The organism is Bacillus sp. 123MFChir2 (assembly GCF_000383235.1).
Lineage (GTDB): Bacteria > Bacillota > Bacilli > Bacillales > Bacillaceae_G > Bacillus_A.
Map to the genome: position 1 here is coordinate 389769 of NZ_KB910924.1, position 16027 is coordinate 405795.

At 36.1% G+C, this 16027-nt stretch carries 17 protein-coding genes, 1 pseudogene and 1 riboswitch; of the genes and pseudogenes, 9 read left to right on the forward strand and 9 right to left on the reverse strand.

From position 1 onward, the window contains the following. Positions 1–22: 22 nt before the first annotated feature. Positions 23–283, reverse strand: a complete 261-nt coding sequence (locus H280_RS0102005; protein WP_020059440.1) for a YqkE family protein — start codon at positions 281–283, stop codon at positions 23–25. Positions 284–780: 497 nt separating this feature from the next. Between H280_RS0102005 and H280_RS0102010 the strand changes: the two genes are divergently transcribed. Beyond that, positions 781–2370 carry a bifunctional metallophosphatase/5'-nucleotidase gene (locus H280_RS0102010; protein WP_020059441.1) on the forward strand — a complete coding sequence of 530 codons (1590 nt, stop codon included), beginning with the start codon at positions 781–783 and terminating at the stop codon, positions 2368–2370. An 80-nt stretch (positions 2371–2450) separates the two neighbouring features. Here the strand turns inward: H280_RS0102010 and H280_RS0102015 are convergent, their stop codons facing one another. Beyond that, positions 2451–2960, reverse strand: a complete 510-nt coding sequence (locus tag H280_RS0102015) for a ribbon-helix-helix domain-containing protein (protein WP_081625573.1) — start codon at positions 2958–2960, stop codon at positions 2451–2453. Between the two features lie 126 nt (positions 2961–3086). Here H280_RS0102015 and H280_RS0102020 point away from each other — a divergent pair, with 126 nt between their 5' ends. Further along, positions 3087–4088 (forward strand): alpha/beta fold hydrolase, encoded by a 1002-nt coding sequence (locus H280_RS0102020; protein ID WP_020059443.1) that lies wholly within the window; start codon positions 3087–3089, stop codon positions 4086–4088. A 132-nt stretch (positions 4089–4220) separates the two neighbouring features. Here H280_RS0102020 and H280_RS0102025 read toward each other — a convergent pair whose 3' ends face one another. Together H280_RS0102025 and H280_RS0102030 are read right to left on the reverse strand one after the other, a co-directional pair. Beyond that, positions 4221–5165 carry a LacI family DNA-binding transcriptional regulator gene (locus tag H280_RS0102025; protein ID WP_020059444.1) on the reverse strand — a complete coding sequence of 315 codons (945 nt, stop codon included), beginning with the start codon at positions 5163–5165 and terminating at the stop codon, positions 4221–4223. A gap of 114 nt (positions 5166–5279) precedes the next feature. Further along, complete coding sequence (locus tag H280_RS0102030; protein WP_020059445.1) at positions 5280–6446, reverse strand: cation:proton antiporter; 1167 nt, start codon at positions 6444–6446, stop codon at positions 5280–5282. A 346-nt stretch (positions 6447–6792) separates the two neighbouring features. Between H280_RS0102030 and H280_RS0102035 the strand changes: the two genes are divergently transcribed. Beyond that, positions 6793–7716, forward strand: coding sequence for an alpha/beta hydrolase (locus H280_RS0102035; protein ID WP_020059446.1), 924 nt, complete (start codon positions 6793–6795; stop codon positions 7714–7716). Positions 7717–7724: 8 nt separating this feature from the next. On the opposite strand, the gene H280_RS0102040 is transcribed toward H280_RS0102035, so the two are convergent. Continuing rightward, positions 7725–8183 carry a DUF4352 domain-containing protein gene (locus H280_RS0102040; protein WP_020059447.1) on the reverse strand — a complete coding sequence of 153 codons (459 nt, stop codon included), beginning with the start codon at positions 8181–8183 and terminating at the stop codon, positions 7725–7727. A gap of 267 nt (positions 8184–8450) precedes the next feature. On the opposite strand from H280_RS0102040, the gene H280_RS0102045 reads away from it, so the two are divergent. Continuing rightward, complete coding sequence (locus H280_RS0102045; RefSeq protein WP_020059448.1) at positions 8451–9542, forward strand: serine hydrolase; 1092 nt, start codon at positions 8451–8453, stop codon at positions 9540–9542. Between the two features lie 158 nt (positions 9543–9700). On the opposite strand, the gene H280_RS0102050 is transcribed toward H280_RS0102045, so the two are convergent. Next, positions 9701–9943: a DUF2552 family protein gene (locus H280_RS0102050; RefSeq protein ID WP_020059449.1), complete on the reverse strand. Its 243-nt coding sequence runs from the start codon at positions 9941–9943 to the stop codon at positions 9701–9703. Between the two features lie 195 nt (positions 9944–10138). Between H280_RS0102050 and H280_RS0102055 the strand changes: the two genes are divergently transcribed. Then, complete coding sequence (locus tag H280_RS0102055) at positions 10139–10342, forward strand: CDGSH iron-sulfur domain-containing protein (RefSeq protein WP_020059450.1); 204 nt, start codon at positions 10139–10141, stop codon at positions 10340–10342. Between the two features lie 33 nt (positions 10343–10375). Here H280_RS0102055 and crcB (H280_RS0102060) read toward each other — a convergent pair whose 3' ends face one another. Continuing rightward, entirely contained in the window at positions 10376–10729 is a 354-nt protein-coding gene (gene crcB / locus H280_RS0102060; protein ID WP_020059451.1) for a fluoride efflux transporter CrcB, read from the reverse strand. After that, on the reverse strand, positions 10726–11130 hold the full coding sequence (gene crcB / locus H280_RS0102065; protein WP_020059452.1) for a fluoride efflux transporter CrcB: 405 nt from the start codon (positions 11128–11130) through the stop codon (positions 10726–10728). The genes crcB (H280_RS0102060) and crcB (H280_RS0102065) overlap by 4 nt, the downstream gene beginning before the upstream one ends. Before the next feature lie 363 nt (positions 11131–11493). After that, a riboswitch (FMN riboswitch) is annotated at positions 11494–11637 on the forward strand. Positions 11638–11938: 301 nt separating this feature from the next. Here crcB (H280_RS0102065) and ribD point away from each other — a divergent pair. From ribD to ribH, 4 genes are all read left to right on the forward strand, one after another. Further along, positions 11939–13051 (forward strand): bifunctional diaminohydroxyphosphoribosylaminopyrimidine deaminase/5-amino-6-(5-phosphoribosylamino)uracil reductase RibD, encoded by a 1113-nt coding sequence (gene ribD / locus H280_RS0102070; RefSeq protein ID WP_028411066.1) that lies wholly within the window; start codon positions 11939–11941, stop codon positions 13049–13051. Next, positions 13032–13676, forward strand: coding sequence for a riboflavin synthase (gene ribE, locus H280_RS0102075; protein ID WP_020059453.1), 645 nt, complete (start codon positions 13032–13034; stop codon positions 13674–13676). The genes ribD and ribE overlap by 20 nt, the downstream gene beginning before the upstream one ends. Before the next feature lie 13 nt (positions 13677–13689). Beyond that, positions 13690–14883, forward strand: coding sequence for a bifunctional 3,4-dihydroxy-2-butanone-4-phosphate synthase/GTP cyclohydrolase II (locus tag H280_RS0102080; protein WP_020059454.1), 1194 nt, complete (start codon positions 13690–13692; stop codon positions 14881–14883). Between the two features lie 209 nt (positions 14884–15092). Beyond that, positions 15093–15554 carry a 6,7-dimethyl-8-ribityllumazine synthase gene (gene ribH, locus H280_RS0102085; RefSeq protein ID WP_020059455.1) on the forward strand — a complete coding sequence of 154 codons (462 nt, stop codon included), beginning with the start codon at positions 15093–15095 and terminating at the stop codon, positions 15552–15554. A 102-nt stretch (positions 15555–15656) separates the two neighbouring features. Here the strand turns inward: ribH and H280_RS22935 are convergent. Next, positions 15657–15872 (reverse strand): annotated as a pseudogene (locus H280_RS22935) (hypothetical protein); the annotation flags it as partial. Positions 15873–16027: the final 155 nt, after the last annotated feature.

The window sequence follows — 16027 nt, forward strand, 5'->3', positions numbered from 1 at the left end:
CCATCCCCCTTACATTCGTTTCTTACTTAAAGTCTTTCCATGACAAGCTACTTTCACCTAATAATTCTTCAAATGATTTATTTTTTTCACGTTCACGCTGTTCTTTACGCTTTCTCTCTAACTCCATTTCTTGTTTCTGTTCCTCTTGCTCTTTTAACTCTTTCTGTTTACTTTTTAGTTGTTTCATTAGAGCTTCGTTCAATTGATCTCCAATTGTTAGTGTTTCCTTTTCCATCTTCATTACGCTTTGTTTCTGTGTTTGCTTTTGTTTTTTCTTCGCCATAATCAAATCACCTTTTACTTTTTTCTTTATTATAGTAGAAAGTGTAAATTAGCAGCAACAAAAAGAGCGGTATTACTATTCAATTTCACAAATCTTTGCTCTAATGAATATATAAATACAAGTTGTTTTTTTAACATATAAGTCGCTGCTATGCAGAATAAAACATGGCCGCTACTTGCTTTCTCCCTTTCCTTTAAACTTTGCACGTGGCAGGAACAGGCACTGACCGATTCTATGCATGGCCAGTTGCTCTCGCCCACCGAAAAAGAAAAGGGTTATTATGTTAGTTTTTCAATTTGCATCTACATATGTTGAAAGATAAAAATAGATTTATAGAGTTAACCGCTTACAATTTATTATTTATTTTCTATATAAAAATAAAAAGATGTTTTATGAATTTTCTTAAAATATTAAATTTTATATAGATTGTTTCCTCATAATCTATTAAAATTATGTCGTATAATGTCAGATTTATATAAAAGGGGAGAAACAAAAACATGTGGAAAAAAATTATACCTGCAGTTGCTGTTTTAAGTACCGTTACATTTTCAAGTGTGTTTGCAGCACAACCAACTTCTACACCAGCACAAGATAATCGTTATATCGATGTGCAAATGCTGGGCATTAATGACTTTCATGGTCAATTAAACACAGTAAAAAAAATAAATAACAGGGAAGCTGGCGGCGTCGATTATTTAGCTGCATACTTACGGGATCACGAAAAACAAAATCCAAATACGCTACTTGTTCATGCCGGAGACGCAGTTGGAGCAAGTCCACCCGTTTCAGCTTTATTACAAGATGAACCAACAATTGAGATCTTTAATGACCTTGGCTTTGATGTTGGAACCATTGGAAACCATGAATTTGATGAAGGTATAGAAGAAATGCGTCGCCTTATTTATGGCGGTTATCATGAAAAGACTGGAAACTTTAAAGGGGCACAGTTCCCTTACGTTGCAGCCAATGTTTATAACAAAACAACTGGCCGTTTATTTTTACCACCATTTACAGTAAAAATGGTACAAGGAGTTCCAGTTGGTTTTATTGGTGTTGTTACAACAGAAACACCAAACGTGGTTATTCCGAAAATGGTTGAAAATGTACAGTTCACAGATGAAGTAGAGGCTATTAACAAATCTGCACAGCAATTAAAGCGATTAGGCGTAAAATCGATTGTTGTATTAGCACATAATCCGGGTACAACAGATGATAAAGGAATTACAGAGGGAGATCTCGTTCGCTTAGCTCAAAATACCGATCCAGAAGTCGATGTCATTTTTGGCGGGCATAACCATGCATATGTAAACGGTACTGTAAACGGGAAACTTCTTGTACAAGCTTATTCATACGGCATGGCTTTCGCAGATGTTGATTTAAAAATTGACAAGAAAACAAAAGATATTGTAGAGAAAAAGGCTGAGATTGTTACAACATTCCATGACGGCATCCAACCAGATTCACAAATTAAGAAAAAAATGGAACAGTATGAAGCAAAAGTCGCTCCACTTGTAAGCGAAGTTGTCGGAAAAGCTGCAATTGCTTTAGATAGAACACAATCACCTGCCGGGGAATCTACGCTTGGTAACTTAATTGCTGATGCACAGCGCAGTGTGATGAACGGACAAATTGCTATTATGAATCCTGGCGGTATTCGGAACGATTTAGATGCTGGAGATATTACGTGGGGAGAATTATATGGTATTCAACCTTTTGGCAACCAGCTAATAAAGTCAACCTTAACTGGGAAAGATATTCGTGACATTTTAAATCAGCAGTGGCAAAAAGATAAAACACGTATGCTCCAAATTTCTGGCATCACATATAAATGGGATGATAGTAAAGCAGTTGGAGAAAAAGTCGTTGATGTGCAATTATCAAATGGTGAAGCGCTTGTTGATTCACAAACATATACTGTCGTAGCAAATGCCTTTTTAGCTTCTGGCGGGGATGGTTTCGTTTCATTTAGAAATGGAAAAAATGCAGAAACAGGGCCAAATGATTTAGACGCACTAGTAGATTATGTGAAACAAGCAAAATCTCCAATTGAAGCAAAAATTGAAGGTCGTATTCAAAAAATAAATTAGGCATTATAAAATACAGATTTTGAATCTTTTACAAATCTTACTATCTATAATTAGTGGAATAAAAGCGGGAACTCCCGCTTTTATTCTTTTTCACGATATTTTTTTAAATATTCTTCCAGGGCTATCTCAACAACTTTAGATTTGTGCACGCCATTTCTAATAGAAAAACAGTCTAAATGTTCTAATGTTTGTTTTGACAGAGAGAACGTACGTCTTTTTTTCTCTCCTGTATGGGCAGAAGGAATACATATTCCATACTCCTGTTTTTGCAACAACTTATAAATATTTTGCAATTGTTCATAAATAAGACGTTGATAATCTATTTTTTCCTGTTGTATGCTCACAGCTTCTTTTAATTGTAGATGACGAGGCTCTTCTCCCTCCCCAACAAACATCCTTTTTTTTTGCTCACTATCATATTCATATCCGAGCAACCGTAATTTTTTTGATAATGTATATGGACTCATCTCTAGTCGTTTTGCAACAATTGTAATCGATTCATGATTATTTAAGCGATCAATAATTTCACCAATTTCCACCTCTTCCCTCCTCTCTCTTATACATAACTTAAAACTTCTATCTTTAAGCATTTTACTTCTCATTCATGCAAGATAAAGTTATTATGTTAAGATACAATAATTTCTTATTCGTCTATTTAGTATATGTTAACCAATCGACACCGTTCACTATATCGCACTCGAAAGGAGGTCCCGCTCATGTTCAGTCGCAGCTGCACCCCTTCTTTTTACGATAAAAATAAACAACTTATTCCAAATAGCATTGCTACAATTGAAAATGTACTTATAAACAATCGCAAGCAATCATTGCTTATTCGTAGCCAAGATCTCAAACAACCTCTTTTATTATGTTTACATGGTGGACCGGGAATGGCTCACATTGGCTTTGCACGCCATTTCCAAACAGAACTCGAGAAACATTTTATCGTTGTCAACTGGGATCAGCGCGGAGCAGGTAAATCCTTTTCATGGCGTGATTTCAAAGAGCCGCTAAAAATTGAACAATTTATTTTGGATACACATAAACTAATTGACTATCTGCTAAACAAATTTCAAAAAAAGAAGTTATTTCTTCTTGGGCACTCTTGGGGTAGCATCATTGGATTATCTGCTGCGCAGCAATCTCCCCAATCCATCGAAGCCTATATTGGAGTTGGCCAAATTGTGCATATGAAGCAAAATGAGAAATTACTTTTTAAACATTTAATTCAATCCGCAAAGAAGCACAGACATGATCGGGCACTCGCTTCTTTAAAAAAGCTTGGAAAACCACCATTTCTAGATAAAAAGCGACTGCTTATTCAAAGGAAATGGCTTGGTATTTTTGGCGGTGCTATTCAAAATGGAACATTTTTTTCATTCATTCGAAAAGGATTGTTATCATCTGAATACACATTGATAGATTGGATAAAATTTTTTAGTGGAAATATAAAATCCGGAGAATTATGGAGAGAAATGTTAACAGTTGATTTCTTTTCACAAATTCCAAGTGTTTCGTTTCCTGTCTATTTTTGCTCTGGACGCTATGACTATCAAACACCTTATGCACTTGTACAACAATATTGCGATGTTTTGAACGCTCCTATCAAAAAAATGATTTGGTTTCCTGACTCAGCCCATTCTCCACACTTTGAAGAACATGAACATTTTGCAGAAACGTTACTCGAAATTAAACAAGAGCATTTTTTACTGCACCCTTGATTTCTATATTTCATGAAAAGGATTGTGCACCGCATGAAGCATGCCTCTTGTTCAAGGTGCAACTTCTATCAATAGAACTCTTGCTGCCTACAAATAGCAAAATAGAAAAAGGTGCGTGTATTCACGCACCTTTCATTTTGTTGATCCTCTCTCAATCAGAACGAAATCTACATTCATTATCTCATGTTTATCTTCTACCTTTTTTATTTTTGCAATTAATCTCCGGATAGCAACTATCCCTATACTTGTTATCGGCTGAGCAATTGTCGTTAAAGATGGTGTAGACCACTCTCCTTGCACGGCTCCATTCAAACTAATAACTTGCAAATACTCTGGAATAGAGATATGTAATTTTTGCGCAGCACGGATAAAATCAATTCCGGTGGTATCACTACAAGTGACGATGCCATCTATATATGGATGTTTTCGCAATACCTCCACAGCGATTTGTTCTGAATTCTCCTCTCTTCTATACATTTCGATCACTCGGTAAGATATATTTTTCTCCCAAACCGCGTCTAAAAAACCAGTGAAATGTTCTTCCATCGTTTCATGACTCGATCCTTCATGAATATAAGCAAGAAAGTGGCATCCTTTCTTTTCTAGTAACGAAACGGCTTGTATTGCTCCATTATAGTACTGCGAAGCCCTTTCTTCACTTGAATCAATAATTACAAATGGAACTGATACTTTTTCTTTTTGTAATCCTTCATATACATCACGTGTCATAAGAATACCGGCAATATTATTTTGTTCCAATACATCCATATAACCACTCTTATGTTTCACATTACATATAACGATTTGATACCCCTCATTGTGAGCTTCTTCTTCAATAACCGTAAGCAAGGATAAGCATGCTGGATCTTGTATGTTAGATACTAGTAAAGCAATCATGGTGGAAGACTTTTTAAATAAAGCTTTTGCCACCGCATTTGGTTTATACTGCAACTCTTCAATTGCTTTCTTCACTTGTTTGACCGTATCTTCATGTACATATCCTTTTTCATTTAATACTCGTGAAACAGTTGCGACTGAAACTCCCGCCAACTTTGCAACATCGCGAATCGTTGCCACCTCTTCACCCCTCAACATGGAAATAGTTTACAAATTCACCGTAAAACAAATTGAATGATACGTCAAGGGTATTATTTTATATTTCTGAAAATTGTTACATAAAAAAAGAAGTGCTTACATAGCACTTCTTCCCTCTTTTAATTGTTTGTCTTTTATCGCAAATGTTTTCTTCAACATCGGCGGTGTAATCATTGTTGTTAAAATAACAACAATTACAATTGCTGTAAAGTAGTCTTTTGCTAATAGTCCTGACGCAAGACCTTGTCCAGCAATAATGAGCGCTACTTCACCACGGGAAACCATTCCAGAACCAATGATTGTAGAAGACTGTAAATCAAAGCCTGTCATACGCGCTCCAAGACCACAACCAATTAATTTCGTTAACACAGCAATTACTGTTAAAATGACAATAAACCAAACTTTATCTCCAATTCCTGCAAACGTAATATTCATCCCGATACTTACAAAGAAAATAGGAACAAACATTGCATAAGCAATTGGTTCAACTTTCTTCTCAACTTCATGTTTATAATCTGTTTGAGAGATAGCAATCCCTGCCACAAACGCTCCGATAATACCCGCTATTCCTAATAATTCCCCGAAATATGCAAAAGAAAAACAAATAATAAGAGCTGTACTAATAATAGATTCTGATACGCGAAGCGGAGAAAGCCAGCGCATAATCATCGGTACGCCCTTCCATCCGATTAGGATAATTGCTGCAAAGAAGACAACTTTCTTCAAGATAACCATCGTTAAATTGACATCATCTGCACCTAAGAAGCTCATTGCAAATGCAAGTAAAATAACAACAAGAATATCATCAAACACCGCTGCGCCAAGCATTGTTGTACTTTCACGTGTTTTCATTTTCCCTAAATCTCGAAGCGTTTGCACAGAGATACTAACGCTAGTTGCACAAAGAAGTAAGCCTAAAAATACGGCATTTGCTTGCTCCATTCCCATAATAAGACCCGCAACATAACCACCTATAAACGGCATAATAATTCCACCAACTGCTACTGCGAAAGAAGAATTTCGGTTTGCATTCAGTTCTTTTAAGTCCGTTTCTAAGCCGGCCATAAACATGAGAAGAATAACCCCAACTTCACTTAACTGCTTTAGTAAATCCGTATTATCAATTAATCCTAGTACTGCTGGACCAATTATAATACCTATAATAAGTTTTCCAAGTACAGACGGTTGTCCTAGCCTAACACTTAAGTCACCCGCAAGTTTTGTACTTAGTAAAATTACTGCTAATTGAAAGAAAAATATCATCTCATCTCTCCTTTTCCTACTTTACTCATTAGAATAACTATATATGATTTATACCAGTCTGTGAAATTATCAAATTTGTATCTTTACGTAATTAAAGCGCTTATTTATTCCCAATAATTTCTTGTTACAAAAAAACTTCCTATTTATAAAACATAGATATTTTTCTGATTCAAACCCCTTATTAATCTGACAAAAATTTTTTTCAAACTAGATATTATGTAAGATTATACCCTATCCTAGTTCATATTCCCCGTTATATTTAAAATCCCCCTTGCCGCTCTCACCTTTTCATCTCGTTATGATACAATGTAATTATCATATGTACTGTAAACTTGGAGGATAGAGTATGAAAGCTTTTTGGACAACAGTATTAACGATAATCGGTACTCTTATTGGAATTGGCATTTTCTTTACGAATAAAGTCATGTATTTAAAGAAAAAAACAGAAGAAGAAATTTTAGAACGTGAAACAAAACTGCATTTTCGCTTTGAGGATTTTGAAGCTCTACAAAAAGAAGAAGTATATCTCTCTTCTCAATTTGGTTATAACATTCATGGTTACTTTATTCCTGCTAATAATTCAAATAAGTTCATGATTTTTTGTCACGGCGTCACCGTCAACAAAATGAATTCCATAAAGTATGCAAATTTATTTTTAAACAAAGGATTCAACGTACTTATTTATGATCATCGCCGCCACGGTCAAACTGGAGGCAAAACAACAAGTTATGGCTATTACGAAAAACACGATCTAAAGACGGTAGTAGATTGGCTCAAACAACGATTTGGTTCAAATATTACGCTTGGTATCCACGGTGAATCAATGGGAGCAGCAACGTTATTACAATATGCTGGCATGGTTGAGGACGGAGCTGATTTTTACATTGCTGACTGCCCATTCTCTGATTTTTATGAACAGCTACATTATCGTTTAAAGGTTGAGTTTCATTTACCAAAATGGCCACTTTTACCAATGGCTAATGCATTTTTAAAAGTGCGTGATGGCTATACAATTCGTGAGGTTTCTCCAATTGATTGTGTGAAAAACATTAAAAATCCTGTATTGTTCATCCATAGTAAAGATGATGATTACATTTTATGCAATATGACACAATCATTATATGAAGCAAAAGAAGGAGCAAAAGAACTCTTTATTGCCAACAAAGGGGCCCATGCTTGTTCTTATGGAGAAAATAGAGAAGAATACGAATTGGCAGTTGATCAATTTTTAACAACATACGTGAACGAAACAAAAAACAGGCTTGCATAAGCCTGTTTTTATTTTAATGAAATAACAATTGGTTTATCTTTAGCAAAAGAAGGAGCAAATAATAATTCAGATGCCGTCTCTTCTTTAGGTATTTCGAATATAACGCTCGATTGCAATAAATCGTATGATTTTAACTTTCTATCATGCAATATACTTGTCTCCCTTTTCGTTTGAACGACTCCATATATTTTTCCGGTCTCCGAAATAACATTAAACTGCGAAGGCTTAACAATAATACTTTTGTTTCTACTGTTCTTTAAAGAAAAGTCCACAACAAGAAGCGTGTAATTATTTTTTGCAGTCCATACATCATAATTTGGTACACGACTTACATTTTTAATAACAAAATCTATTTGATGAGCCGATAAAATGCCTTTTACACTTGATTGATTAGCCTGCTCTCCCCTATTGCATCCAGCTATACAAAAGGAAATGATAATACTTACTATAAACAATCGTTTCCACAACAACTACCACCTTCTTTGCTGTTTCTATCGGTTGTATGTTGCACACATTAGATGTTTTTATGCATTAGAAATCAAGTCCATGGTACTAATACAGATTTTATTTATACATATAATGACTTCAACTTTACCCGTCATTCGAGCTGTTTGGATATGTAAAATTTTATTCTAGAAAAACAAAATTGGTAAAATATGAAACATAATATAATTTTATGATATAATTATATTACAAAAGTTTACAAAATGATAAAATGTATAGAGGGAGAAATTGTGTTGAAGTTAATTAAAAGACTAAGCATTATATTATTAATTATTTCAATTTTCTTTATTGTACATAAACAAAAAGAAAATCATGACCCCATTATGGAATACTTAAAGACACATAAGACAGATAAAAATGTATCTTTTATTCTACAAAGAAACGGAAAAAATCTAGTTAGTATAAATTCTGATGCGGTAATTCCTTTAGCAAGCATGATGAAACTAATGATTGCTGTAGAATTTGCTAAACAATCGGCAGAGGGAACTATTACAGCTGATCAAAAAATTCCTTTAAGTGATTTAGAAGCTTATTATGTGAAAGATACAGATGGCTCTGCTCATCCTAATTGGATACGTTATTTAAAAGAAAATAATCTGATTCAAAATAATCAAGTAACATTAGAACAAGTTGCAAAAGGAATGTTGCAGTTTAGTTCTAATGCAAATGCCGATTATTTAATAGACAAATTAGGTCTTGCAAACATTAATCAAACGATAAAAAATTTACAATTGCCTCATCATCAAGAACTATATCCACTTGTATCTAGTTTATACGTTGCTGGCAATTTAAAAAAAGAAGAGAACTTAACCGAAGACGAAACCTTTAAAAAACTGAAAGCTATGTCACAACAAGAATTTTCTAGGGAATCTATTAAGATTCACCAATGGATGAAAAATCCTACTGAGTTTAAACAGCGGAATATCCCATACCTTGGCGATATGAAATTCCAAAGAATTTGGTCAGATAATTTACCAGCCGCATCTGCAAAAGACTATCTGCTATTGATGGAACGACTGAATCGTAAAAACTATTTCCCACCAAATATGCAAAAAGAGTTAGACAAGATTGCCGAATCACCAATGGAAAACCCCAAAAATAAGGAGTGGTTGATACATGCCGGACAAAAAGGTGGTTCAACAGCATTTTTATTCACAAACTCCACTTATGCAAAAGATAAAGATGGAAATATGACGGAAATAGTGCTTATGTTTAATGACTTAACTGAAACTGATTATATAATTAAACATTACGATGATTTTCAGTTAAAAATTTTAAATAATCAAAAATTTAGAGCTCTCTTAATTGAAAATTCAAGATAATTAAGACATCTACTACATCGCTATCAAGCTACTGGAACTAGTTACTCCCAAAATAATAAAAACATGATTACACACAAAAAGGCTAATTCATCTCCAAATGAATTAGCCTTCTCCCCATCCAAACCAACAGCAAAATTTTATCAAATTTACAATGGCTATTACGCCAATACATCTGTAACTTGATCCATATTTTCAGAAATCCACTTTACTGCTTCATTAAGTGATGGAAACTCTGTTGTTTGAAATGTTACTTCATCTTGTAATAACCATACATCCTTCACTTCTTGTTGCACACCAGCAATTGACCAATGAAGTAAGCTGTACGGATGATTATCATTTAAAAACGATACCCACGTTCGCTCTGTTGCAATGTTTTGTAATGTACGTAATTGTTTGTTCATGTTTATGTTCACCTTACTATTTTTTCAGTATATAGCTTATTATATCATACCTTTCGAGAGGACTCCCACCTCTAAACATATGTGAAGGTGGTGAGGTGAATCGAAAAAATATTTTATGTTCAAAAAACAATAGAATTGTCAAGTCATTCTAGTAAGTATATGATAAACATATGCGTTTGGTAAGGAGGTGTAACAATGGGGAAAGTACAAATTAAAGTAAATGATAATGGTTCGTTCCGCATTACAGGGGATGTGGAACTAATCGATGCAGAAGGAAATGCATTTCCAGCAAAGCCGGCATTTTCAATATGCCGCTGTGGGTTATCCAAAAATATGCCGTATTGCGATGGTTCACATAAAGGAAAATTTGAATCTGTTGTACGTGCACCAAAAGAATGAAAAAAACGCGCACAAGAAAATGTGCGCGTTTTTTTACATACTTCCCATATAAAATCCAGCAAAAGCACTGCCAATACCTATTACATAACTCATAACAAAATATAGTAATGCCTTTTGCCCTTCTCGTTTATGTATCAATTGTACCATTTCCAGTTGATATGTCGAAAATGTCGTAAATGCCCCCATAAATCCTGTACCGCATAATAATACCCACATTTTAGCTACTCCAGCACCATATAACAGACCGAGTAAAAACGAACCGAGTATATTTATAAAAAATGTCCCGTACGGAAAAGAATCCCCATATTTTTCTTTCACTATCATACTAATAAAAAAACGGGCAATAGCACCGAAAAAGCCACCGATACTAACAAGTAAAATATTCATATGTTTCCTTCTTTCCTCACACCGCGTTCATATAGCATATTCCCAACATAAAATCCGCCAAAAGAGAAAAGCAATCCCCCTATCATACTCGCACTCACATATAAAAAAGCCACCCTGAACGCTTCGTGCTGCAATAGCTTCAGCGTGTCTACGCTAAACGTTGAGAACGTTGTATAGGAACCAATTATCCCTGTACCGATAGCACTTATCATAAGCGGTGAAACCTGTTTCATCCGAAAGATTGACATCGTTAAAAACGCTAATAAAAAACTGCCACTCATATTAGCTAACCATGTCGCAAATGGAAAACTAGTAAACGATGCCGTTTCAAAAAGCTGTCCTACTCCATAACGAGCTAAAGCTCCGATCACGCCGCCTATTCCTACAGCAATATACTTCATACTTTCACCTCAATTTAGACACTATATAAATCCAAATTAAAAAACTGACATAAAAACCTTTTTCTTTTTAAAGAGGCGAGAGCGTCTGGCCGCGTATAGGAGCGGTCGGGACCTTTTCCTGCCACATTCAATGTTCAAATAAATAGAGAAAGAAAGTAGCAGAATCTTTTTGTCTGCATTGCCGTAATCTATATGTCAAAAAGTCAAAATGGATTTACATATCAAATCTTTTCTACACTAGTATAACAAATTTTTTCTCCTCGCTAACGTAGATTTATCACCACTCTTTATTTTCATACAATTCTTCACATTCAAATATTTTCTATAGCCTTTTGTCTTTTTTGTGCTATAATGTGAGCAAACAGCATCCTTCGGGGTCGGGTGAAATTCCCAACCGGCGGTGATGAAGTACACACTTCTAAGTCCGTGACCCGTTTTCAAATTGAAAACGGTGGATCTAGTGAGACTCTAGAGCCGACAGTATAGTCTGGATGGGAGAAGGATATGTTTTCTAGTACGTATAATAGGATACTACGTTTATTTCAGCATGCTCATTTGTACTGTTTATTTTTAAACATGCACATGTTTTCTTTCATATACCATTCTTTTCTTTGCTGAAATCATACAATAACACTAGCATGTAAAAAATAGATAGTTGCTAGGCTTCTTTTCTATGCAAACATATCGATTAACGCTAGGTTTATTCAGTATACTCTCGTATCCTTCTTATATTTCTAGAAACATCGTCTCTCTCACCCCAAGGATTCTATCCTTGGGGTTTTTTGATTTTTTTAGGAGAGGTGAGTTTATGACAGATCAAGAATATATGGCACTTGCTTTGCAATTAGCAAAACATACAGCTGGGCAAACAAGTCCTAATCCTATGGTCGGTGCTGTTGTTGTAAAAGATGGGAATATTATTGGAGTGGGGTCCCATTTACGAGCAGGAACTGAACACGCTGAAGTTCACGCTCTTCACATGGCTGGTGAAAATGCCCACGGTGCAACAGTTTATGTAACGCTAGAACCGTGCAGTCATCACGGAAAAACGCCTCCTTGCTGTGATTTGCTCATCGCAAAGAACGTAAAACGAGTCGTTGTTGCAGTACTCGATAGCAACCCGCTCGTTTCAGGTCAAGGTGTCAAGCGATTACAGGAAGCTGGAATTGACGTAACAATTGGTGTACTGGAAAAAGAAGCAAAAGAATTAAATCGTTACTTTTTCCACTACATGAGAACAAAGCGACCATTTGTCACATTAAAAACAGCAATGAGTTTAGATGGAAAAATCGCTACTCATACAGGAGAGAGTAAATGGATTACAGGCGAAGAGGCACGTGCCGATGTACACCGTTATCGCCATACACACGATGCCATTCTCGTCGGTGTAAATACAATTATTACCGATAACCCGCATTTAACAACGCGTCTTGTAAATGGCGGAAAAAATCCAATTCGCATCGTACTTGATACACATTTGCGAACCCCCCTTTCATCTCACGTAATTACAGATGGTAAGGCGCCAACATGGATTATCGTTGGAAATACCGTTTCAAAAGAGAAAATCGCAAAATTTCAATCAGATATGGTATTTGTTTTGCCAATGAAGACGAATCATATTGAAATAAACGAACTGCTCAATCTTCTCGGAGAAAAAAGCATTCTTTCTCTCTTTGTCGAAGGCGGACAAACAGTTCATGCGAGTTTCTTAGAAGCAAAATGTTTTCAGGAGCTGATTACTTATATTAGCCCAAAGCTAATTGGTGGTAAAGAAGCCCCAACATGTTTTGGCGGAAATGGTTTTACACAATTGAAAGATGCACTCACACTGCACATTCAATCGATGGAACAAATTGATGATGATATAAAAGTCGTTACCATCCCAAGAAAAGAGGTGCCTTATGTTTACAGGAATTGTTGAGGAACTTGGAACAATCGCTAATATGCAGCAAACTGGCGAAGCTATGAAACTGACAATTTCGGCAGAGACCATTTTGACAGACATAAACTTAGGTGACAGCATTGCTGTAAACGGGATTTGTTTAACTGTCACTTCTTTTACACCCACCTCTTTTACCGTTGATGTTATGCCCGAGACGATGCGAGCAACATCTCTCCAATCACTTAGCCGTGGCTGGGCAGTCAATTTAGAGCGTGCTATGGGTGCAAACGGCCGCTTCGGTGGGCATTTTGTAACAGGACACATTGACGGCACTGGAACAATTATTGATAAAAAACGAAGCTATAACGCCATATATTACAAAATACAATTACCAAATGAATTGCTTCGTTATTGTTTACAAAAAGGGTCTGTTGCCATTGATGGCACGAGTCTTACGATTTTTGGCATTGATGAATCTTCCATCACAATCTCTCTCATTCCACACACATTAAGTCAGTCAGTCATCGGAACAAAAACTACTGGCGATATCGTGAACATTGAGTGCGATATGATTGGAAAATATATTGAACGTTTTATTACAAAGCCAACATCTAAGAAGAGCTCTATTACAGAAAACTTTTTACAAGACAATGGGTTCCTATAAGGGAGGAAATGAAATGTTTCATCGAATTGAAGAAGCGCTAGAAGATTTAAAACAAGGAAAAGTTGTTATCGTCTGCGATGATGAAAATAGAGAAAATGAAGGGGATTTTATTTCTTTAGCCGAGTATAGTACACCGGAAACAATCAACTTCATGATTACGCATGGGCGCGGCCTTGTATGCGTTCCTATTACAGAGGAACATGCCAATCGTTTAGAGTTAGTACCTATGGTTTCACAAAATACAGATTCACACGGTACGGCCTTTACTGTTAGCGTCGATCACATTTCAACGACAACTGGTATTAGCGCTTATGAACGTGCGACAACTATACGTGAACTATTAAACCTTAAAGCGAAAGCCAGTGATTTTAAACGACCTGGACATATCTTTCCTTTAATCGCCAAAGCAGGGGGCGTTCTTCGCCGCGCTGGGCATACAGAAGCTGCTGTAGATTTAGCAAAATTATGCGGTGCAGAGCCAGCAGGCGTTATTTGTGAAATCATAAATGAAGATGGAACGATGGCACGAGTGCCTGATTTATTAGAAATTGCCAAGCAATTTAATCTAAAAATGATTACAATTGAAGACTTAATTGCGTATCGTCGTCATCATGAAACATTCGTGCAACGTGAAGTCGAAATTACACTACCAACTGACTTTGGTACATTTCAGGCCATTGGCTATTCCAATTCTTTAGATAATCAAGAACATATCGCTCTTATAAAAGGCGATATTTCTACAGACGAATCAGCGCTTGTACGTGTCCATTCTGAGTGCTTAACTGGCGATGTATTTGGATCTTGCCGCTGCGACTGCGGTCCACAGCTTCATGCAGCGCTCGCTCAAATTGAACGAGAAGGAAAAGGAGTTCTTTTATACATGCGTCAAGAAGGACGAGGCATTGGACTACTTAATAAATTACGAGCATATAAACTGCAAGAAGAAGGCTACGATACTGTAGAGGCAAATGAAAAGCTTGGCTTTGCAGCTGATCTTCGTGACTACGGAATTGGCGCACAAATTTTAAAAGATTTAGGATTACAACAGCTTCGTCTTTTAACAAATAATCCACGTAAAATTGCAGGCTTACAAGGTTATGATTTAGCAGTTGTAGAGCGAGTGCCGCTCCAAATGCCGGCAAAAGAAGAGAATAAAACATATTTACAAACGAAATCAACAAAATTAGGTCATTTATTGACTTTATAAATTGAAAAGCAGAGATTTAAAATCATTCCTTTTTGGATGGGAAAGAGCGTCTGGCCATCCATAGGAGCGATCAGGGCCTTTTTCTGCCACATGCCAGGTTTAAAACAAAAGGAGCAGGACAGTAGCGGGCATGTTGTATTCTGCATAGCAGCAACTTCTATATCGGAAAACTTAATATAAATTTAAATAGATTAAAGGAGAGATTCATGATGGTATTCGAAGGTCATTTAGTTGGTACAGGATTAAAAGTAGGTATTGTTGTTGGTCGTTTTAACGAATTTATTACAAGCAAACTATTAGGCGGTGCATTAGACGGTTTAAAACGTCACGGGGTAGAAGAAAACAACATTGATGTCGCTTGGGTCCCTGGTGCATTTGAAATTCCATTGATCGCAAAGAAAATGGCAAATAGCGGAAAATACGATGCCGTTATTACACTTGGAACAGTGATTCGCGGCGCAACAACGCATTATGATTATGTTTGTAATGAAGTGGCAAAAGGCGTCGCTTCCCTTTCATTACAAACAGAAATCCCTGTTATTTTTGGTGTCTTAACAACAGAAACAATTGAACAAGCAATTGAACGCGCAGGTACAAAAGCTGGCAATAAAGGATGGGAATCTGCAGTTGCAGCAATTGAAATGGCAAACCTATCCCGACAGTGGGCATGAAGTGAAACTACCCATTAATGTAGGAAAAACCGATTACATTTCAAGTTTAAAGTAAAGAGAGGCTATCCGAGCCTCTCTTTATTTTTCCATTTTTCCTTCCCCCTGTCCTTCTTGTAAAATTTTCAGCTCTTCCCGCACTTCTTTTAAATTTTTTCCTTCTGTATCGATTCCAAAATACGCAGCTTGGTGCCGAAAATGCTGTTCGACCCTCTTTTGCAAATCTTTCTGTTCAGGATTTTCAGCAGCTTTTACTGGATCTGCACTAACCGCCTTTAATAAAATAAGAAAACTCATCACTGCTAATATATATTTATGCATGCGAATCCCCCAAATCACGATTAAATTCTTTCTTACTATGTACAATTGCATAGTGGGAAATTCGAACACATATTATGTCATCTCTTTACAAACCCAATGCTTCCAATGCTTATATACGCTTTATTACATTTTATTTACAAAAAAAGAAAGCTCCT

What these genes read in the sequence shown, in the direction of transcription:
- H280_RS0102005 (WP_020059440.1), bottom strand. Translation starts at nt 283, where the DNA reads ATGGCGAAGAAAAAACAAAAGCAAACACAGAAACAAAGCGTAATGAAG.
- H280_RS0102010 (WP_020059441.1), top strand. Translation starts at nt 781, where the DNA reads ATGTGGAAAAAAATTATACCTGCAGTTGCTGTTTTAAGTACCGTTACA.
- H280_RS0102015 (WP_081625573.1), bottom strand. Translation starts at nt 2,960, where the DNA reads ATGCTTAAAGATAGAAGTTTTAAGTTATGTATAAGAGAGAGGAGGGAA.
- H280_RS0102020 (WP_020059443.1), top strand. Translation starts at nt 3,087, where the DNA reads ATGTTCAGTCGCAGCTGCACCCCTTCTTTTTACGATAAAAATAAACAA.
- H280_RS0102030 (WP_020059445.1), bottom strand. Translation starts at nt 6,446, where the DNA reads ATGATATTTTTCTTTCAATTAGCAGTAATTTTACTAAGTACAAAACTT.
- H280_RS0102035 (WP_020059446.1), top strand. Translation starts at nt 6,793, where the DNA reads ATGAAAGCTTTTTGGACAACAGTATTAACGATAATCGGTACTCTTATT.
- H280_RS0102050 (WP_020059449.1), bottom strand. Translation starts at nt 9,943, where the DNA reads ATGAACAAACAATTACGTACATTACAAAACATTGCAACAGAGCGAACG.
- H280_RS0102055 (WP_020059450.1), top strand. Translation starts at nt 10,139, where the DNA reads ATGGGGAAAGTACAAATTAAAGTAAATGATAATGGTTCGTTCCGCATT.
- crcB (WP_020059451.1), bottom strand. Translation starts at nt 10,729, where the DNA reads ATGAATATTTTACTTGTTAGTATCGGTGGCTTTTTCGGTGCTATTGCC.
- crcB (WP_020059452.1), bottom strand. Translation starts at nt 11,130, where the DNA reads ATGAAGTATATTGCTGTAGGAATAGGCGGCGTGATCGGAGCTTTAGCT.
- ribD (WP_028411066.1), top strand. Translation starts at nt 11,939, where the DNA reads ATGACAGATCAAGAATATATGGCACTTGCTTTGCAATTAGCAAAACAT.
- ribE (WP_020059453.1), top strand. Translation starts at nt 13,032, where the DNA reads ATGTTTACAGGAATTGTTGAGGAACTTGGAACAATCGCTAATATGCAG.
- H280_RS0102080 (WP_020059454.1), top strand. Translation starts at nt 13,690, where the DNA reads ATGTTTCATCGAATTGAAGAAGCGCTAGAAGATTTAAAACAAGGAAAA.
- ribH (WP_020059455.1), top strand. Translation starts at nt 15,093, where the DNA reads ATGGTATTCGAAGGTCATTTAGTTGGTACAGGATTAAAAGTAGGTATT.